The 16,439-nt window shown below is 57.5% G+C and carries 18 protein-coding genes and 1 other RNA gene; 10 read left to right on the forward strand and 9 right to left on the reverse strand.

Annotated elements, in window-relative coordinates:
- Positions 1-11: 11 nt before the first annotated feature.
- Genes C5F52_RS05285 through C5F52_RS05295 form a run of 3 tightly spaced genes read left to right on the forward strand, consistent with a single transcriptional unit; the run spans position 12 to position 5,001 of the window.
- Positions 12-2,555 (forward strand): DNA internalization-related competence protein ComEC/Rec2, encoded by a 2,544-nt coding sequence (locus C5F52_RS05285; protein WP_104797302.1) that lies wholly within the window; start codon positions 12-14, stop codon positions 2,553-2,555.
- A 44-nt stretch (positions 2,556-2,599) separates the two neighbouring features.
- Positions 2,600-4,045 carry a circularly permuted type 2 ATP-grasp protein gene (locus C5F52_RS05290; RefSeq protein ID WP_104797303.1) on the forward strand — a complete coding sequence of 482 codons (1,446 nt, stop codon included), beginning with the start codon at positions 2,600-2,602 and terminating at the stop codon, positions 4,043-4,045.
- A gap of 2 nt (positions 4,046-4,047) precedes the next feature.
- Positions 4,048-5,001 carry an alpha-E domain-containing protein gene (locus C5F52_RS05295; RefSeq protein ID WP_104797304.1) on the forward strand — a complete coding sequence of 318 codons (954 nt, stop codon included), beginning with the start codon at positions 4,048-4,050 and terminating at the stop codon, positions 4,999-5,001.
- Between the two features lie 7 nt (positions 5,002-5,008).
- On the opposite strand, the gene C5F52_RS05300 is transcribed toward C5F52_RS05295, so the two are convergent.
- From C5F52_RS05300 to trxA, 4 genes are all read right to left on the reverse strand, one after another.
- The gene (locus tag C5F52_RS05300) at positions 5,009-5,284 is read right to left on the reverse strand and encodes a plasmid stabilization protein (RefSeq protein WP_104797305.1); all 276 of its coding nucleotides are present in this window, start codon (positions 5,282-5,284) and stop codon (positions 5,009-5,011) included.
- Positions 5,285-5,288: 4 nt separating this feature from the next.
- Positions 5,289-5,564 (reverse strand): prevent-host-death protein, encoded by a 276-nt coding sequence (locus C5F52_RS05305; protein WP_104797306.1) that lies wholly within the window; start codon positions 5,562-5,564, stop codon positions 5,289-5,291.
- A 148-nt stretch (positions 5,565-5,712) separates the two neighbouring features.
- Entirely contained in the window at positions 5,713-6,975 is a 1,263-nt protein-coding gene (rho, locus tag C5F52_RS05310; protein ID WP_104797307.1) for a transcription termination factor Rho, read from the reverse strand.
- Between the two features lie 209 nt (positions 6,976-7,184).
- Complete coding sequence (gene trxA, locus C5F52_RS05315) at positions 7,185-7,517, reverse strand: thioredoxin TrxA (protein ID WP_104797308.1); 333 nt, start codon at positions 7,515-7,517, stop codon at positions 7,185-7,187.
- Between the two features lie 70 nt (positions 7,518-7,587).
- Here trxA and C5F52_RS05320 point away from each other — a divergent pair, with 70 nt between their 5' ends.
- Positions 7,588-8,244: a DsbA family oxidoreductase gene (locus C5F52_RS05320; RefSeq protein ID WP_161499656.1), complete on the forward strand. Its 657-nt coding sequence runs from the start codon at positions 7,588-7,590 to the stop codon at positions 8,242-8,244.
- On the opposite strand, the gene C5F52_RS05325 is transcribed toward C5F52_RS05320, so the two are convergent.
- Positions 8,241-9,113 carry a formate/nitrite transporter family protein gene (locus C5F52_RS05325; protein ID WP_104797310.1) on the reverse strand — a complete coding sequence of 291 codons (873 nt, stop codon included), beginning with the start codon at positions 9,111-9,113 and terminating at the stop codon, positions 8,241-8,243. The two genes, C5F52_RS05320 and C5F52_RS05325, sit on opposite strands and share 4 nt — an antisense overlap.
- A gap of 85 nt (positions 9,114-9,198) precedes the next feature.
- On the opposite strand from C5F52_RS05325, the gene C5F52_RS05330 reads away from it, so the two are divergent.
- On the forward strand, positions 9,199-9,489 hold the full coding sequence (locus C5F52_RS05330) for a hypothetical protein (RefSeq protein WP_146100040.1): 291 nt from the start codon (positions 9,199-9,201) through the stop codon (positions 9,487-9,489).
- On the opposite strand, the gene C5F52_RS05335 is transcribed toward C5F52_RS05330, so the two are convergent.
- Positions 9,479-10,021, reverse strand: a complete 543-nt coding sequence (locus C5F52_RS05335) for a hypothetical protein (protein WP_104797312.1) — start codon at positions 10,019-10,021, stop codon at positions 9,479-9,481. The two genes, C5F52_RS05330 and C5F52_RS05335, sit on opposite strands and share 11 nt — an antisense overlap.
- Before the next feature lie 57 nt (positions 10,022-10,078).
- Positions 10,079-10,175: signal recognition particle sRNA small type (ffs, locus tag C5F52_RS05340), an RNA gene on the reverse strand.
- A gap of 35 nt (positions 10,176-10,210) precedes the next feature.
- Between ffs and dnaX the strand changes: the two genes are divergently transcribed.
- Genes dnaX through recR form a run of 3 tightly spaced genes read left to right on the forward strand, consistent with a single transcriptional unit; the run spans position 10,211 to position 13,054 of the window.
- Positions 10,211-12,082, forward strand: a complete 1,872-nt coding sequence (gene dnaX / locus C5F52_RS05345) for a DNA polymerase III subunit gamma/tau (RefSeq protein WP_104797313.1) — start codon at positions 10,211-10,213, stop codon at positions 12,080-12,082.
- Positions 12,083-12,122: 40 nt separating this feature from the next.
- Complete coding sequence (locus tag C5F52_RS05350; RefSeq protein ID WP_104797314.1) at positions 12,123-12,446, forward strand: YbaB/EbfC family nucleoid-associated protein; 324 nt, start codon at positions 12,123-12,125, stop codon at positions 12,444-12,446.
- Between the two features lie 11 nt (positions 12,447-12,457).
- A complete protein-coding gene (gene recR, locus C5F52_RS05355; RefSeq protein WP_104797315.1) occupies positions 12,458-13,054 on the forward strand; it encodes a recombination mediator RecR in 597 nt (198 codons plus the stop codon).
- A gap of 6 nt (positions 13,055-13,060) precedes the next feature.
- Here recR and C5F52_RS05360 read toward each other — a convergent pair whose 3' ends face one another.
- Both C5F52_RS05360 and gloB read right to left on the reverse strand, forming a co-directional pair.
- Entirely contained in the window at positions 13,061-14,380 is a 1,320-nt protein-coding gene (locus C5F52_RS05360; RefSeq protein WP_104797316.1) for a transglycosylase SLT domain-containing protein, read from the reverse strand.
- Entirely contained in the window at positions 14,377-15,159 is a 783-nt protein-coding gene (gene gloB, locus C5F52_RS05365; RefSeq protein WP_104797317.1) for a hydroxyacylglutathione hydrolase, read from the reverse strand. The genes C5F52_RS05360 and gloB overlap by 4 nt, the downstream gene beginning before the upstream one ends.
- On the opposite strand from gloB, the gene C5F52_RS05370 reads away from it, so the two are divergent.
- Positions 15,158-15,946 (forward strand): class I SAM-dependent methyltransferase, encoded by a 789-nt coding sequence (locus C5F52_RS05370; RefSeq protein WP_201746967.1) that lies wholly within the window; start codon positions 15,158-15,160, stop codon positions 15,944-15,946. The two genes, gloB and C5F52_RS05370, sit on opposite strands and share 2 nt — an antisense overlap.
- A complete protein-coding gene (gene rnhA, locus C5F52_RS05375; protein WP_104797318.1) occupies positions 15,943-16,395 on the forward strand; it encodes a ribonuclease HI in 453 nt (150 codons plus the stop codon). The genes C5F52_RS05370 and rnhA overlap by 4 nt, the downstream gene beginning before the upstream one ends.
- Positions 16,396-16,439: the final 44 nt, after the last annotated feature.

Raw genomic sequence — 16,439 nt, forward strand, 5'->3', positions numbered from 1 at the left:
AACATGCGGCCATGTTTTCTGTCATCACACCTTTGGCCTTGGGCTGGATTGCGGGCACGGCTTTGCAGTTGCAGCAGACGCAGTTGTGGGCGGGTGAGGTGTATTGGGAATTAGCGGCTTTTGCGCTGATGTCGGCATACATCGCAACGCGCATCGATGTTTCGCGCTTCGCATGGGTTCGCAGAGCCTCAGCTTTTTTCTCGCGTGCATCGGCTGGCGCAGGAGTACAAGCCGCTGTTGGGTTTGTGTTGGTGGCTGCGTTATCGGCTGTGTTGGCTTTTGCCCAAGCAGGAACACGAGCCAGCCACTATGCACAAAGCAATTTGAACCCCGCGCTCGAAGGCCGTACTTTGCAAGTGGTGGGCATCGTGGCCAACTTGCCGCAGCGCATGGAAGACAGTGCGCGGTTTCGCTTCGAGGTGGAGTCGGCCCGTGACAGCGACGGCGCACTGGTGCAGTTGCCGCCGCAATTGCTGCTGGGTTGGTATGGCAACCGATTGAATGGCAGCGATGACAAAGTGCAAGCGCCGCCCGCAGACTTGCGCCCCGGTGACCGTTGGCAACTGGCGGTGCGCCTCAAAGCCCCACACGGCCACATCAACCCACATGGGTTTGATTACGAGCTGTGGCTATGGGAGCAGGGTCTGCAAGCTACGGGCTATGTGCGCAACGGGGCCAAAGACGCGCTGCCGCAGTGGCTAGGCAGCACATTGAATCACCCAGTGGAACGACTGCGCCAACGCGTGCGCAGCGCCATCGATGCACGCGTGGCAGACCGCGCAGTTGCCGGCATTGTGGCGGCCTTATTGGTGGGCGACCAAGCGGCGATTGAGCGTGCGGATTGGGATGTGTTTCGTGCCACGGGCGTGGCGCACCTCATGGCGATTTCAGGTTTGCACATCACGGGCCTTGCGTGGTTGGCGGCTATGTGTGTGGGCTGGTTGTGGCGACGCTGCGATGTGTGGTCTCCTGCTAAGCCTTGGAGCTTGTGGCTGCCCGCACCCATCGCCGCCAGTGCGTGTGCCGCCATGGTGGCGCTGGCGTATGCGGTGTTCACCGGCTGGGGTGTGCCCGCGCAGCGCACGGTATGGATGCTGGGTGTGGTCACGCTGCTGCGTGTGTATGGCTTGCGTTGGCCCTTGATGCAGGTGTGGCTGACCGTGTGCGCGGTGGTGCTGGCGCTAGACCCGTGGGCGCTGATGCAAGCTGGCTTTTGGCTCAGCTTTGTAGCGGTGGGTGTGTTGTTTGCCTCGGGCTCGCATGCGCCTGTGGAGACGTCGGCGCACTCTGATGCGCTGAATGTTTTTGACGAGTCGACAGAGCAAAACAGTCAGCCAAATAGGCGAGGGCGCTTGCTTGCAAATGCATGGGCTTCAGCGCAGCGTATGTGGCGCGAGCAGTGGCTGATGAGTGTGTGTTTGGCTCCGCTGACTTTGCTGCTGTTTCACCAAGTGTCCGTCGTGGGTTTGTTCGCCAACTTGTTAGCTGTGCCGTGGGTGACCTTGGTGGTCACACCGCTGTGTTTGCTGGGGCTGGTGTTGCCATTCGCTTGGAGCGTGGCGGCTGAGGCTTTGCAGTGGTTGGTGTGGCTGCTCAAAGCGTGCGCGGGTGTGTCGTGGGCGCAATGGTCGGCACCTGCTGCACCTTTGTGGGCTGGGGCAGCTGCGCTGGTCGGCATGGGTACGTGGGCCATGCGCTTGCCCATGTGGTTGCGGTGCTTTGGCGTGGCCTTGGTGTTGCCCGTGCTCAGCTGGCAAACACCGCGCCCAGCACACGGCACGTTTGAACTGGTGGCGGCCGACATGGGCCAGGGCCATGCCGTGTTGGTGCGAACGGCCACACACAGCTTGCTGTACGACACAGGCCCGCGCTACTCGGCCGAGACCGATGCAGGTCAGCGCGTGCTCGTGCCGCTGCTGCGTGCGTGGGGTGAGCGGCTAGACCGCATCGTCATCAGCCACCAAGACAGTGACCACAGCGGCGGCGCACCCACGGTGATGGCCATGCAGCCGCAGGCGGAGGTGTTGACGTCGATTGCGCTAGAGCATCCGCTTCAAGCGTTGGGCGCGATGCAGCGTTGCGAACGCGGGCAATCGTGGACGTGGGATGGTGTGCATTTTGAGGTGCTGCACCCGAGTGCGGCTGACTATGAACGCAAGCTCAAGCCCAATGCGCTGAGTTGTGTGTTGCTCGTGACGGCTGCCGACACATCTGCGCTACTCGCAGGCGATATCGAAGCCGCACAAGAGCAAGACCTGCTGCAAAGCGGCCAAGCCTTGCAAGCGGATTGGTTGCTGGTGCCGCATCACGGTAGTGCTACGTCGTCTACACAAGCCTTTTTAGAAGCTGTTGATCCCAGCGTCGCTATCGTTCAAGCCGGCTACCGCAATCGCTTTGGGCATCCAAGGCCGGATGTGTTGCGGCGCTACAGAGATTTAGGGGTGCTTGTGGTGCAGACACCCCGTTGTGGTGCGTCGACATGGCACAGTGAGCAACCCAAGTTGGTGCAATGTGAGCGAAATCAAAGACAACGCTATTGGCAACACGTATTCTGAGAGCTGGCATCCAACTTGCGTAAGAGGTGCTAGGAGTTCCTAAGATGCACAAGTTTGATGAAATGTACGCCCAGCTGCCGTTTGTGGACAGCGCGGTGCGCCCCCACTACAGGAACTACTTGGACTGGCTCAAGCGCCAAGATCCACAGACCATGCGTGACAGGCGCGAAGAAGCCGAGATGATATTTCGTCGCGTCGGCATTACCTTTGCGGTGTACGGCGACAAAGACGAAGACGGCGCAGGTACTGAACGCCTCATTCCGTTTGATTTGATTCCTCGCATCATTCCCGCCCACGAGTGGACGAGCATGCAAAAGGGTTTGGTTCAACGTGTGAACGCGCTCAACATGTTCATTCACGACGTGTATCACGAGCAAGGCATTCTCAAAGCCGGCATCATCCCCAGCGAACAAATTTTGAACAACGCGCAGTACCGCCCCGAGATGCGTTGGGTCGATGTGCCGCACAAGGTGTATTCACAAATCAGCGGCATCGACATCGTGCGTGCGCCGGATGCCCAAGGCAACGGCGAGTACTACGTGCTCGAAGACAACTTGCGCGTGCCCAGCGGCGTGAGCTACATGTTGGAAGACCGCAAGATGATGATGCGACTCTTTCCCGAGTTGTTCAGCCAACACCGCGTGGCCCCCGTCGCGCATTACCCAGACTTGTTGCTAGAGACTTTGCGTGCCAGCAGCCCATCCACCACCGACGACCCCACCGTGGTGGTGCTGACGCCCGGCATGTACAACAGCGCCTACTTTGAGCACGCTTTCTTGGCGCAACAAATGGGCGTGGAGTTGGTCGAAGGCCAAGACCTGTTTGTGAAAGACAACTTTGTTTACATGCGCACCACACGCGGCCCCAAGCGCGTGGACGTGATTTATCGCCGTGTGGACGATGATTTTTTAGACCCCAGCGTGTTCCGCTCAACATCGACATTGGGTTGTGCCGGTTTGATGGATGTTTACAAAGCAGGCCATGTGAACATTTGCAACGCGGTGGGCACCGGCATTGCCGATGACAAATCCATCTACCCCTATGTGCCGCAAATGATTGAGTTCTATTTGGGCGAGAAGCCCATCCTCAACAACGTGCCCACGTTCCAATGCCGCAAGAAAGAAGACCTCGACTACACACTGGCGCATTTGAGCGAGCTGGTGGTGAAGGAAGTGCACGGCGCTGGCGGCTATGGCATGTTGGTGGGGCCAGCCGCGACCAAGGCCGAGATTGAAGAGTTTCGCCAAGTGTTGCTAGCCAAACCCGATGGCTACATCTCGCAACCCACGTTGAGCTTGTCGAGCTGCCCCACCTATGTGGAGAGCGGCATCGCGCCGCGTCACATCGATTTGCGCCCCTTTGTGTTGAGCGGCAAGACCGTGCAAATGGTGCCCGGCGGCTTGACCCGCGTGGCGCTGAAAGAAGGCTCACTGGTGGTGAACTCGTCTCAAGGCGGCGGCACCAAAGACACATGGATTCTTGAGGTTTAACAATGCTGAGTCGTACCGCTGACCACCTGTTTTGGATGTCCCGCTATACCGAGCGGGCCGAGAACACCGCACGCCTGCTGGACGTGAACTACCAAACTTCTTTGCTGCCACAGTCTGCCGAAGTGGCGCTGCTGGGTTGGGAAGGCTTACTGTCTATTAGCGAGTTGCTGCCCGCTTATCAGGCCCGCCATGGCGACATCACACCGCTGCGCGTGATGGAGTTCATGGTGAAGGATGAGAGCAACCCGTCTTCCATCATCTCGTGCTTGCGTGCTGCGCGTGAAAATGCACGCGCTGTGCGCGGAAGCCTCACCACCGAAGTGTGGGAAACGCAAAACCAAACGTGGTTGGAACTCAACCGTATCTTGAAGAGTGGTTTGCTCGAGAGCGACCCGGGTGAGTTTTTTGAATGGGTCAAGTTCCGCTCGCACCTCTCACGCGGCGTGACCGTGGGCACCATGCTGATGGACGAAGCCTTGCACTTCATGCGCTTGGGCACCTTCCTTGAGCGCGCCGACAACACCGCACGTTTGGTGGATGTGAAGTTCCACGCCGTGCATGGCGACTTGTTTGCCGATGGCAGCGAAAAAACGCAGCAGCACGACTTCTACCACTGGAGCGCGATTTTGCGAAGCGTGTCTGGCTTTGAGATTTACCGCAAGGTCTACCGCGATGTGATTCACCCCGAGCGCGTGGCCGAGTTACTGATTCTTCGTGCTGACATGCCACGCTCGTTACATGCGTGCTTGAACGAAGTGGTGAACAACATCTCGATGGTGTCGGACGACCGCTCGCTAGAAAGCTATCGCCGTGCGGGCAAGCTGTGCGCTGAGATGGAGTTCAGCCGCATTGAAGAAATTCTGGCGAATGGTTTGCACGCTTATCTCACCCAGTTCTTGGATCGCGTGAATGAGATTGGCGCGAGCATCAGTCGGGAGTTTTTGGTGCCGAATTGACACTGAGTCAATACACCGTGTCGTGATCACCCACATTGATGAGGATGAGTTGCTGGTCTTGAACGATCAGTTCTAAGGTGATGCGGTAGGACAGGTTGATCGACTCCGAGTGCAAACCATCGAGCCTTCCAGACAGTGCGTGCAAACGCAACGAAGGGTGGTGCGGGTTGAGCTCAAGTAGCCCTAGTGTTTTTGCATAGGGGTTACGCAATTCCGGGTGACGTTTGAGAAAACGCACCGCACGCCGCACATAGCTGTCGGTAATAACCAGCGTGTACGACATGTTCTTAATGTGCGGTTGTGTCGTTGAGCAATGCGTCTAGGCGTGCCATGTGGTCTTGCGCGTTTTCTTGCACAGCACGGCCAGCTGCGATGTCGGCTTTACTTTGCATCATTGCAGCTTCAAGTTCACATTCGCGCAGGTAGTGGTATTGCGCCATGTCCATAACCACAAACCGATCTTTGCCGCGTACCGAGATGGTGGCCTCTGTGTGATCAGTAAGTACCGATTCAATCGCAGCGATGCCGCGCACTTTGAGGTCGTTGGCTGTGAGTTGTGTCATGGTTAGATGCTGCGAGTTCTGATGAGTGCCATCATAAGTGCGATTGATCACGCTGTCAATCGTGCGATTGGGGATTTTGCGATTTCCCAACAAAAAAGGCGTCAGCGGATGCTGACGCCTTTTGGCATCGTGCGGTAGCGAAAGCGGATTAACCGCCGCGACGCATCATGTCGAAGAACTCGACGTTCGACTTGGTCGCCTTCATGCTCTTCAAAACCATTTCCATGGATTCGATTTCGTCCATGTTGTACATGAACTGGCGCAGGATGCGGGTCTTGGACAAGATCTCGGGCGGGAGCAAGAGCTCTTCGCGGCGTGTGCCGCTGCGGTTGAGTTGAATGGCTGGGAACACGCGCTTTTCGTACAAGCGGCGGTCGAGGTGAATTTCGCAGTTACCCGTGCCTTTGAATTCTTCAAAGATCACCTCGTCCATGCGGCTGCCGGTGTCAACCAAGGCAGTGGCGATGATGGTGAGTGAGCCACCTTCTTCCACTTTGCGGGCCGCGCCAAAGAAGCGCTTGGGGCGTTGCAAGGCGTTGGAGTCCACACCACCTGACAACACTTTGCCCGATGAGGGCACCACGTTGTTGTAAGCGCGAGCGAGGCGGGTGATGGAGTCAAGCAAGATGACCACATCTTTTTTCAGTTCCACCAAACGCTTGGCGCGTTCGATCACCATCTCGGCCACGTGCACGTGGCGAGCGGCGGGTTCGTCAAACGTTGACGCAATCACTTCGGCTTTGACCGACCGCTGCATTTCAGTCACCTCTTCTGGGCGCTCGTCCACCAGCAACACCATCATGTGGGCATCGGGGTAGTTGGCGGCAATCGCGTGGGCGATGTGCTGCATCATCACGGTTTTACCGCTCTTGGGCGGGGCGACGACCAAGGCGCGTTGGCCTTTGCCGATGGGCGCAATGATGTCGATGATGCGACCGGTGATGTTTTCTTCACCTTTGATGTCGCGCTCAAGCTTCATCTGTTCGCGTGGAAACAGTGGGGTCAAGTTTTCGAACATGACCTTGTGTTTGTTGTTCTCAGGCAGGTCGTCGTTGACCTTGTCGAGCTTGGTCAGTGCAAAGTAGCGCTCGCCGTCTTTGGGAATGCGCACTTCGCCTTCAATCATGTCGCCCGTGTGCAGGTTGAAGCGGCGCACTTGGCTAGGGCTGATGTAGATGTCGTCTGTCGAGGCGGTGTAGCTGGTATCGGGGCTACGCAAGAAGCCAAAGCCGTCGGGCAAGATCTCGAGCACACCATCGGCAAACACTTGTTCGCCCGCTTTGGCGCGCTTTTTGATGATGGCAAACATCAGCTCTTGCTTGCGCATACGGCCTGTGTTTTCGATTTCGAGTTCTTCGGCTTGTTTCAGCACTTCAGACACGTGCAGCGCCTTGAGTTCGTTCAGATGCATCTTGGGACTCCAGTAGGGAGTTCGTTAAAAAATTGGGGTGGGGAGGTCGGAGCGAGGAGAGAAATACCTCTGGACCGGAATTCAAGCCCTGATGGGGAGCCTAGTAGCCTCATGGGCTGCAAGGTGAATTCGAAACGGATTATGGCAGGAAAAAAGCCCGTAGATCAAAAGATCTGCGGGCTTTCTAGAACTAGGCGTTTGGCGTTGAATTAAGCCAATTGCTGGTTGATGAAGTCGGTCAACTGGGCTTTGCTCATGGCGCCCACTTTGGTGGCTGCCAATTGGCCGCCTTTGAACACCATCAGGGTAGGAATACCACGGATGCCCAATTTTCCTGGGATGTCGCGGTTCTCGTCCACATTCATTTTGGCGATTTGCAGCTTGCCCTCATAAGCAACAGCCACTTCGTCCAAGATGGGGGCAATCATTTTGCAAGGACCGCACCATTCGGCCCAATAGTCCACCAAGACGGGCTTGTCAGCTTGCAGAACGTCTGCTTCAAAGCTGGAGTCGGTGATGTGTTTGATCAAATCGCTGGCCATGGTTTTATTTCCTCTTTCAATTGGCGATAGAGCTACAGTTGGGGCATTGTGGCAGAAACCAAGTACCCCCATGAAAACTCTCACCATTGATGTTGTCTCCGATGTTGTGTGCCCCTGGTGCTATGTGGGCAAACGTCGCTTAGAACGTGCTTTGGCACTTTTGGCAGTTCAGCACCCCGAGGTGGACCCAGAGGTGCGCTGGCACACCTTTCAGCTCAACCCCGACATGGCGCCCGAAGGCATGGCCCGCGCGGACTATGTGCGCAACAAGTTTGGCGACGAAGGCAGTGCCATCTATGAGCGTGTGGCCGGGGTGGGCAAAGAGGTGGGGATTTCATTTGCGTTTGATCGCATTGTTCGACAGCCCAACACCGTCGTGGCACACAGCCTGATTGCTGTGTCAGAGCCCGGCATGGTGCAAGACGCGATGGTGGAAGCCTTTTTCAAGGCTTATTTTCTGGACGGCCTGGACCTGACCCAAGCCTCGGTGTTACTAGACATCGCCGAGTCAGCGGGTATGGACCGCATGGTGGCCGAACAGCATTTACAAAATTCGGCGTTGCACAGTCAAACCATCGACAGCGACAAAGCTGCGCGTGAGATGGGGATCACCGGGGTGCCGTTTTTTATCTTCAACCGCCAAGTGGGTCTGTCTGGTGCCCACGAGAGCGAGACCTTGTTGCAGGGCATGGTTGAAGCGATGAACGCCACCGCCACAGACGATTAATCTTTTTCGATCAACGGGGTTTGAAGGGGCTGAGCCGCTGCCGCTACGCGGTAGATGAGGTGGTAAACCAAGCCCACAAACACACTGCCGCCCACGAGGTTGCCCAAAATCACGGGCACCAAGTTGCCCAACATGCCGGCGACGCTCAAGGCGTTGCCCGCCACGCCAAGGGCGTTACTCGCCGTGACTGGCTCAAAGTGTTGAATGATGAGCGCAAGCTGCATGACATACATATTGGCAATGCTGTGCTCAAACCCCGCAGCCACAAAGGCGGTGATAGGAAAGACGATGGCAATCACCTTGTCCATCACGCTGCGCCCCGCCATGGCCATCCACACGGCCATGCACACCAGCACGTTGCACAGCACGCCTCTGAAAAACGCTTCGTGCCAGACCAAGTTTTGTTTGGCCAGTGCAATTTTCAAAACGGTGGTGCCAATGGCTCCGCCATTCATGTGCGTGTGACCGCTCAGGTACACCAGCAGTGCCAAGCCAGTGGTACCCACAAAGTTGGCCGCGCACACCCAGAGCCAGTTGCGCAGCACTTCGCGCGTGGTGATTTGCCCATCCGCCCACGCCATGGCCAGCAAGTTGTTGCCTGTGAACAGCTCAGCCCCTGCAATCACCACCAAGATCAAGCCTAAGCAAAACACAAAGCCGCCCAGCAGCTGGCTCACTGCAAAGCTGAGGCTGGCATCGGACTTGACGATGATGAAAAGCAAGCCGCCCAAGCCAATAAATGCGCCCGCCAACAAGCCCAGCATGACCAAAGGTAGGGTGGCCATGTGCGCTTTGGCGACGCCCACGGTTTCTACTTTGGCGGCGATTTCTTTGGGGGCATAGGCATCAGAGCCAAACAGTTCGGGCATAAGCGTTGTGGCGAGTGTTGATTTGCTGAATTTACTACTTCAACTGGCAGAATTGATGCACTCTTTGTTTTTTCGGAGCCTCTGTATGTCTCAGTCATCTTCCAACATGGTTCGCGCCTTGGTCTTGCGCGAGCTCGAAGCGGGCAAACGTGACGATGGCCTGTGGCTGCAAGCCATGTCCGAATCCAAGATGGACCAAGCCAAAGCGCAGGTGCGTTATGTCGAGCTTCGTACACAAGCCATGCAGGGCGATGTGAAGGGCTTATTGATCAAGCAAATACGCGGTGCTGTGGCGCAAGACAGTGGCAACAGTGGTGTGCGTCTTGGCAACGCCAGCTTGGCCGAGTACCTCTCAGCGAAAACGCTTAAAAAGTAATGCCGCGCAGTTTGGGCGGAAGATCAATCGCGGGGTAGCGCTTGGTAGCTTTGACCTGTGAGTGCTGAATCGACTGCATCAGCTCAGTCTGAGCAGAAGGATTGGGCAGCTTGAACACGTTTCCCAAACCAATTTGAATGGCCGCTGCTTTGCGTTGCAGCAACTGCGCCGTCATCATGTAGGTGTAAGTGTCTTTGGCACTGTCTGACCAAGATTCCCACTCTTCACGGAATGTCTTGATGTGCGCGCGCAAGAACTTGTTCAGCTCTTTGGCATCCACTTCATCTTGCACGGTGGCGTGTGCTTTGTCGATGAAAGGCTGAAGCGCATCGGGCTCTTTGGGCGTTTCGGGTTCAGAGGGTGGGGCGGTCACAGGCACTGCGGTCACAGGCACTGCGGTCTCTGGTGCTTGGGTGGCAGCAGGTGGCGTTGTAGGCTCGGGCGCGGCTTCAACAGGCGCGACAACGCCCTCGGGCACTTCGGGCGTGCTTGAGGTTGCGTCGGGTGTTGCTTCTGAGGTTTCTTCGGCCATCACACCTGTATCGGCAGGAGTTGAGGGTTTCTTTAGCGGGTAAAGAAAAAAAATGAAGGTGACGGGCCCGACCCTCAGCACTGGCTCCACAGTTAGGGCTGCTCGGTTCCCCGCCTGACCCAGTTGGCCGCTTCACCATGTGAGGAGGCCCGTCGAGGTCTATTGTAGGTCACATAGAATGCTTGGCTTATGTCTTACCTCGTGCTCGCCCGCAAATATCGCCCCAAAACCTTCACGGAGATGGTGGGGCAAGAGCACGTCGTGCAGGCGCTGACCAATGCGCTGACCACCCAACGTTTGCACCACGCCTATTTGTTCACGGGCACACGCGGTGTGGGTAAAACCACTGTCTCGCGCGTGCTGGCCAAATCGCTCAATTGCCAAGGCGTGGACGGCACAGGCGGTATCACCGCCAACCCCTGCGGCGTGTGCCAAGCCTGTACCGACATTGATGCAGGTCGCTTTGTCGACTACACCGAGTTGGATGCCGCTTCTAACCGCGGTGTGGACGAAGTGCAGAGCTTGCTAGAGCAAGCCGTTTACAAACCTGTGCAAGGCCGCTTCAAAGTCTTCATGATTGACGAGGTGCACATGCTCACCAACACCGCGTTCAACGCGATGTTGAAGACACTCGAAGAGCCGCCTGAGTATTTGAAATTCGTGCTCGCCACGACCGACCCGCAAAAAGTGCCGGTCACTGTGTTGTCGCGCTGCTTGCAGTTCAACCTGCGCCCCATGGCTCCCGAGACGGTGTTAGAGCACTTGGGCCATGTGTTGGGCCAAGAAAACATTGAATCTGAGCCCCAAGCCTTGCGCCTGTTGGCCCGTGCTGCGCGTGGCTCCATGCGCGATGCGTTGAGTTTGACTGATCAAGCCATTGCCTACGGTGGCGGTCAGTTGCAAGAAGTAGCGGTGCGCCAAATGTTGGGCAGCGCCGACCGCTCGCATGTGTTCCGTTTGATTGAGGCCTTGGCACATGGTGATGGCAAATCGGTGGTCGAAACTTCTGAAGCTTTGCGCGTGCATGGCCTGAGCGCTGCTGCGACGCTCGAAGACATGTCGATGGTTTTGCAACGCATGGCTGTGTTGCAAGCTGTGCCTGACATGGGTGAGGGCGATGCCGCAGACCCCGAAGCCGCCGAGATGGCGCGTTTGGCGGGTGTGATGCCACCCGACGAAACACAGCTGCTGTACAGCCTGAGTTTGCATGGCCGACAAGAGTTGGGTTTGGCCCCTGACGAATACGCTGCACTGACGATGGTGCTCTTGCGATTGTTGGCATTCAAGCCACAAGCTGCAAACTCTGCTTCTGCTTCGGCTGAAAAAAAAACTCTAATTAATCCGCAACGTGCCGCTTCGGCACCAGCACCGGCTGCTGCCCCAGCTGCGTCCATGCAGCCCGCTGCATCGCAAGTGCCTGCGCCTGCGCCTGCGCCTGGCCCCCCCGAGCCCCAGCCCGCAGCCCCCGTGCAGGCCTTGCCCGTGCGTGACATGCAACCACGCGAAGTGGCTCCTTGGGAAGACGACCCCAGCTACGACCCCGACGGTTCAGACAGTTCCAGCTACGACCACGACTCAGACGCTGCCGTGGTGGCCATGCCCGTGCGCCAACAAGCCGAGCCCAGCGCTGCGCTTGAACAGCAAATGCCCACCACCGAAGTGCCGCAGATCGAGGCCACACCCGAAGGTGAGTTTTGGCATAAGTTGGTGATGGACATGTCGGCCGCTGAAACCATCAACGCCTTGGTGCGTGAGCTGGGTTTGCAGTCACAACTTGTAGCACGTGACACCGACACTTGGATGCTGCGCGTCGAACGTGAATCGCTCAACAGCACCACCAGCCGCGAACGTTTGCAAAAAGCACTCGAAACCGCGGGCTACCCCGTGCGCCTGACAGTGGAAGTGGGCCGCGTGCAAGACAGTCCTGCCAAGCGCAACGCCGCCGCCGCCGCGCAGCGTCAAGCAGGGGCCGAGGCCATCATCCTGAACGACCCGTATGTTCAAAGTTTGATGCGAGATTACGGCGCCAAAATCGTGCCGGGCAGCATCAAGCCGCTTTAAGTCCAATCGCTTTATTTTTTAGTTTGTAAAAGGGAAACACATGTTCAACAAAGGACAACTCTCGGGCCTCATGAAGCAAGCTCAAGCCATGCAAGAAAACCTGAAAAAGGCACAAGACGAATTGGCGTTCGTTGAAGTCACGGGCGAATCTGGTTCAGGTTTGGTCAAGGTTTTGATGACTTGCAAGCACGATGTCAAACGCATCACCATCGATCCAAGCCTGCTGGCTGACGACAAAGACATGCTCGAAGACTTGGTGGCTGCCGCCTTCAACGACGCCGTGCGCAAAGCCTCTGAGACCAGCGAAGCCAAGATGAGCAAGCTCACCGCTGGCTTGCCACCTGGCCTGAAACTGCCGTTCTGATCGCCCCAAAGATGAGCGACACGTCCGTGCTTGAAGGCCTGATTCAGGCCCTGCGCCGTTTGCCCGGCGTGGGGGTGAAATCGGCCTCGCGCATGGCATACCACCTGCTGCAACACGACCGGGAGGGGGCCGAGATGATTTCTCAGGCCTTGCACCAAGCAGCAAGCCAAGTGCAGCATTGCGAAAGTTGTCATACCTTCACCACCCAACCCGTGTGCGATACCTGCTTGGACGACGGGCGCGACACCACCCGCTTGTGCGTGGTCGAAACCCCCGCAGACCAATCAGCCGTAGAGCGCACAGCGGCTTATAAGGGCCAGTACTTTGTACTCATGGGCCGCATCAGCCCCTTGGATGGTTTTGGTCCCAAAGACATTGGGCTGCAAAAGCTGATTGAGCGAGCCAGCGACGGCGTGGTGAAAGAGGTCATTTTGGCCACCAACTTCACTGCCGAGGGCGAGGCCACAGCCCATGTGCTAGGCGAGGCTTTGAAGAAGCGCGGTGTGCAAGTCACACGCCTAGCCCGTGGTGTGCCTGTGGGCAGCGAGCTGGAGTATGTGGACTTGGGGACCATTGCCCACGCATTGGTGGACAGGCGCGACGCTTAAAGTAAATTATTTCTTGGCGACCTTGGTGTCGCCTTTAGCCGACGCTTGCTTTTTGCCAGAGCCCTTGCTCTCTTTGGCAGATGCCAGTTTTATACCCTTGGCGTTCTTGCCACCTTTGCCCGCAGCTTTGCGTTTCGCAACAGCTTCGGGTGACAAGTCAAGCTTACCGTTGTCAGCCACTTGGGCGGTCACGTCGCCCAACATGTTGGCGCTGCGTGGCACCAACAGGGCGGACCCTGCTTTGATCAGCATGCGGGGCGGGATGTTGTTGACCGCGCGGAAGTCTGCTTCGTTCATGTTCACGCGCTTGGCGGCATCCGCCACTTTCATGGTGGTGGGCGCTACCCACGCAGTCCACGTGGCCATACGGCCCAAGGTCGATGCCTCGTAGTTGCGTTGGAACACTTCCGCGTTGTCCCAAGGCAGCAAGATGTTGGGCGAGCCTGCAGCCAGCAACACAGGGCGGTGGGCCGATGGGTTCAGGGCCTTGAAGTCTTGTTCAGAGATGTCGGCCAGTTTGGCGGCCACGCTCACGTCCATGTCGCGGCGCAGGGGCACGCTTTGGAAGTAGGGGTGGTTAGGAATGCTGGGCAGCACCACGCCGTACTGGGGCGGGTTGCCCACAATATTTTTCATGGCTTGCAGCTTGGGCACGTACATGCGTGTTTCCATCGGCATGTTCAAGTCGGTGTAGCCGGTGGGCAAGCCCGCACGTTTGTTGCGCGCAATGGCTTTGCCCACATTGCCTTCGCCCCAGTTGTAGGCTGCCAAGGCCAAATGCCAGTCGCCAAACATCTTGTGCAGGCGCTCAAGGTAGTCGAGTGCGGCGCGGGTGGAGGCTTGCACATCGCGGCGGTCATCGCGGAAGGCATTTTGTTTGAGGTCAAAGCTTTTGCCTGTGGCGGGCATGAACTGCCACATGCCGCTGGCACGTGCGCTAGACACCGCTTGCGGGTTGAAGGCGCTTTCGATGAAGGGCAGCAAAGCCAGCTCTGTGGGCATCTTGCGCGCTTCGAGCTCTTCAACGATGTGATACAGGTATTTGTTCGAGCGCTCGGTCATGCGCTGCAAGTAGTCAGGCTTGGCCGAGTACCACTGGGTTCGGTCGTTAGCCAACTCGTTTTCGAGGTTGGGCATTTGGTAGCCCTTGCGGATGCGTTCCCACAGGTCGTTGGGCAAGTTCAGTTGTGCCACGCCATCGCGTTTGGCTGTGCCTTTGGCAATTGGACTCAGCCCTTCGGTGTTGGTGCTGCTTTGTTCAGACAAACTGGCGCAGCCCGTGAGCAAGACGAAGCTAAAGCTGAATACGGCGAGTAGAAATCTCATTTGAAATCGTTCTTCCATTCGCGAAGGGCTGCAAACACAGCCACGTCGTCGGTTTGTTCGAGCGCTGAGAGCCCAGCGTGCTGTGCAACAGCGTGTCGCACAAGGGGGTGTCGAGCCCGTAAAAACGGGTTGATTTGCAATTCCATGCCAAGCTGGGCGGGTAGGGTGGAAACACCTTGAGCCCTGAGTTGTTGGCAGTGTGCTGCGTAGGTTTGCAAGTCGGTGTTGCTAGGTTCTACGGCGAGCGCAAATCGCAAGTTAGAGAGAGTGTACTCGTGGGCGCAGCACACCTGTGTAGACGCAGGGAGTGAAGCTAAAAGGTCTAATGAGGCCAGCATTTGTGCGGGCGTGCCTTCAAAAACACGTCCGCAGCCGCCGGAGAACAAAGTGTCTCCACAAAACAGCACAGGGCTTTGTGGGGCCTGGGGTAAAAAGTAAGCCACATGGCCTGCGGTGTGGCCCGGTACATCCAGCACTTGCACGGTTTGGCCCAGCAGTTCAAGTGCATCACCGTGCATGACGGGGGTGAAAGGCACGGGCACCTCTTCGCGTGCGGGCCCAAAGACCTGAGCGCCAGTGGCAAGCTGCAGTTCGCGAACGCCGCCTACATGATCTGCATGGTGGTGGGTGACTAGAATCGCGGCAAGTTTCAGACCTCCTTTAGCCAGCGCTTGCAACACAGGCGCCGCGTCACCGGGGTCGACCACCACGGCCATTTGGTCTTGTTGCCACAACCACAGGTAGTTGTCAGAGAACGCGGGCAGTGCAATCAGCTTCATGTCATCCACACCTTTAAAAAACGATAGTTTGCCTGACTGGCTGGCGTCTCCCGCTGGGCAGTATTTGTGCGCTTGGGAACAAACCTATTTAGACCGCGCTGTGGCGGATGTGTTTGGCTTTCACGCCTTGCAACTCGGATTTCCCGCGCTCGATGCGCTGCAGGCCAACCGCATGCCGCACCGCTGGCTGGCCAGTGACACACACCCAGAGCCTTGGCCTTTGGGGCGTGATGTGGTGCTGACCAATTACGAAGCCTTGCCTTTTCCCAGTGCCAGCTTGGACTTGCTGGTGTTGCCCCACACGCTGGAGCTGAGCTACGACCCACATGCCACCTTGCGCGAGGTCGAGCGCGTCTTGGTGCCCGAGGGGCGTGTGGTGATTTGTGGCTTCAACCCCAATAGCCTGTGGGGGCTGAGCAAAAGCTGCAAGCGTGGTTTTTCGCAGGTGGGGGATTTCATCGGCCAACGCCGCTTGCGTGACTGGCTGCAACTGCTGAGTTTTGAGGTGGAGTCCACCAGCTTTGGTTGCTACCGCCCGGCGGTGAAAACTGAGCGTTGGCTCAATCGCTGGGATTGGATGGACGAGGCGGGCGTACGTTGGTGGCCCATCTTGGGTTCGGTCTACGGCATGGTGGCGGTCAAGCGCGTGCAGGGCATGCGCCTGATGTCACCCGCATGGAAAAAAGCGGTGCCGCGAGCTGCGGTCGTTGTGACCTCTGCTTCAAGTGCGGCAAACAACACGGCGGTGCATTCGGTGGTCAGCACCGCCTCCAAAGGAATGGCATGAACACGGTAGAGATATATACAGATGGGGCCTGCAAGGGCAACCCTGGCCCTGGGGGCTGGGGCGCCTTGTTGCGTTCGCCCTCAGGTCAAGAAAAAGAACTGTTTGGTGGCGAGCTAGAGACGACCAACAACCGCATGGAGTTGATGGCCGTTATCGAAGCCCTGCGTGCCTTGAAGCGGCCCTGCGTTGTGGCCTTGTATTTGGACAGCGAATACGTGCGCAAAGGCATCACCGAGTGGATTCACGGCTGGAAAGCCCGCAACTGGCGCACCGCAGCCAAGCAACCCGTGAAGAATGCAGACCTGTGGCAACAACTCGATGCTTTGACCCATCAAGGTGACCACGACATCGTGTGGCACTGGGTCAAAGGCCACGCGGGTCATGTGGACAACGAACGTGCGGACGGTTTGGCTAACCGAGGTGTGGAATTGGCCCTGTCGGGTCGGTGACAGCCTGTGTGAAGGCCAGGTAAATTTGGCATTTTTGAAACCCG

The organism is Limnohabitans sp. TS-CS-82 (assembly GCF_002943475.1).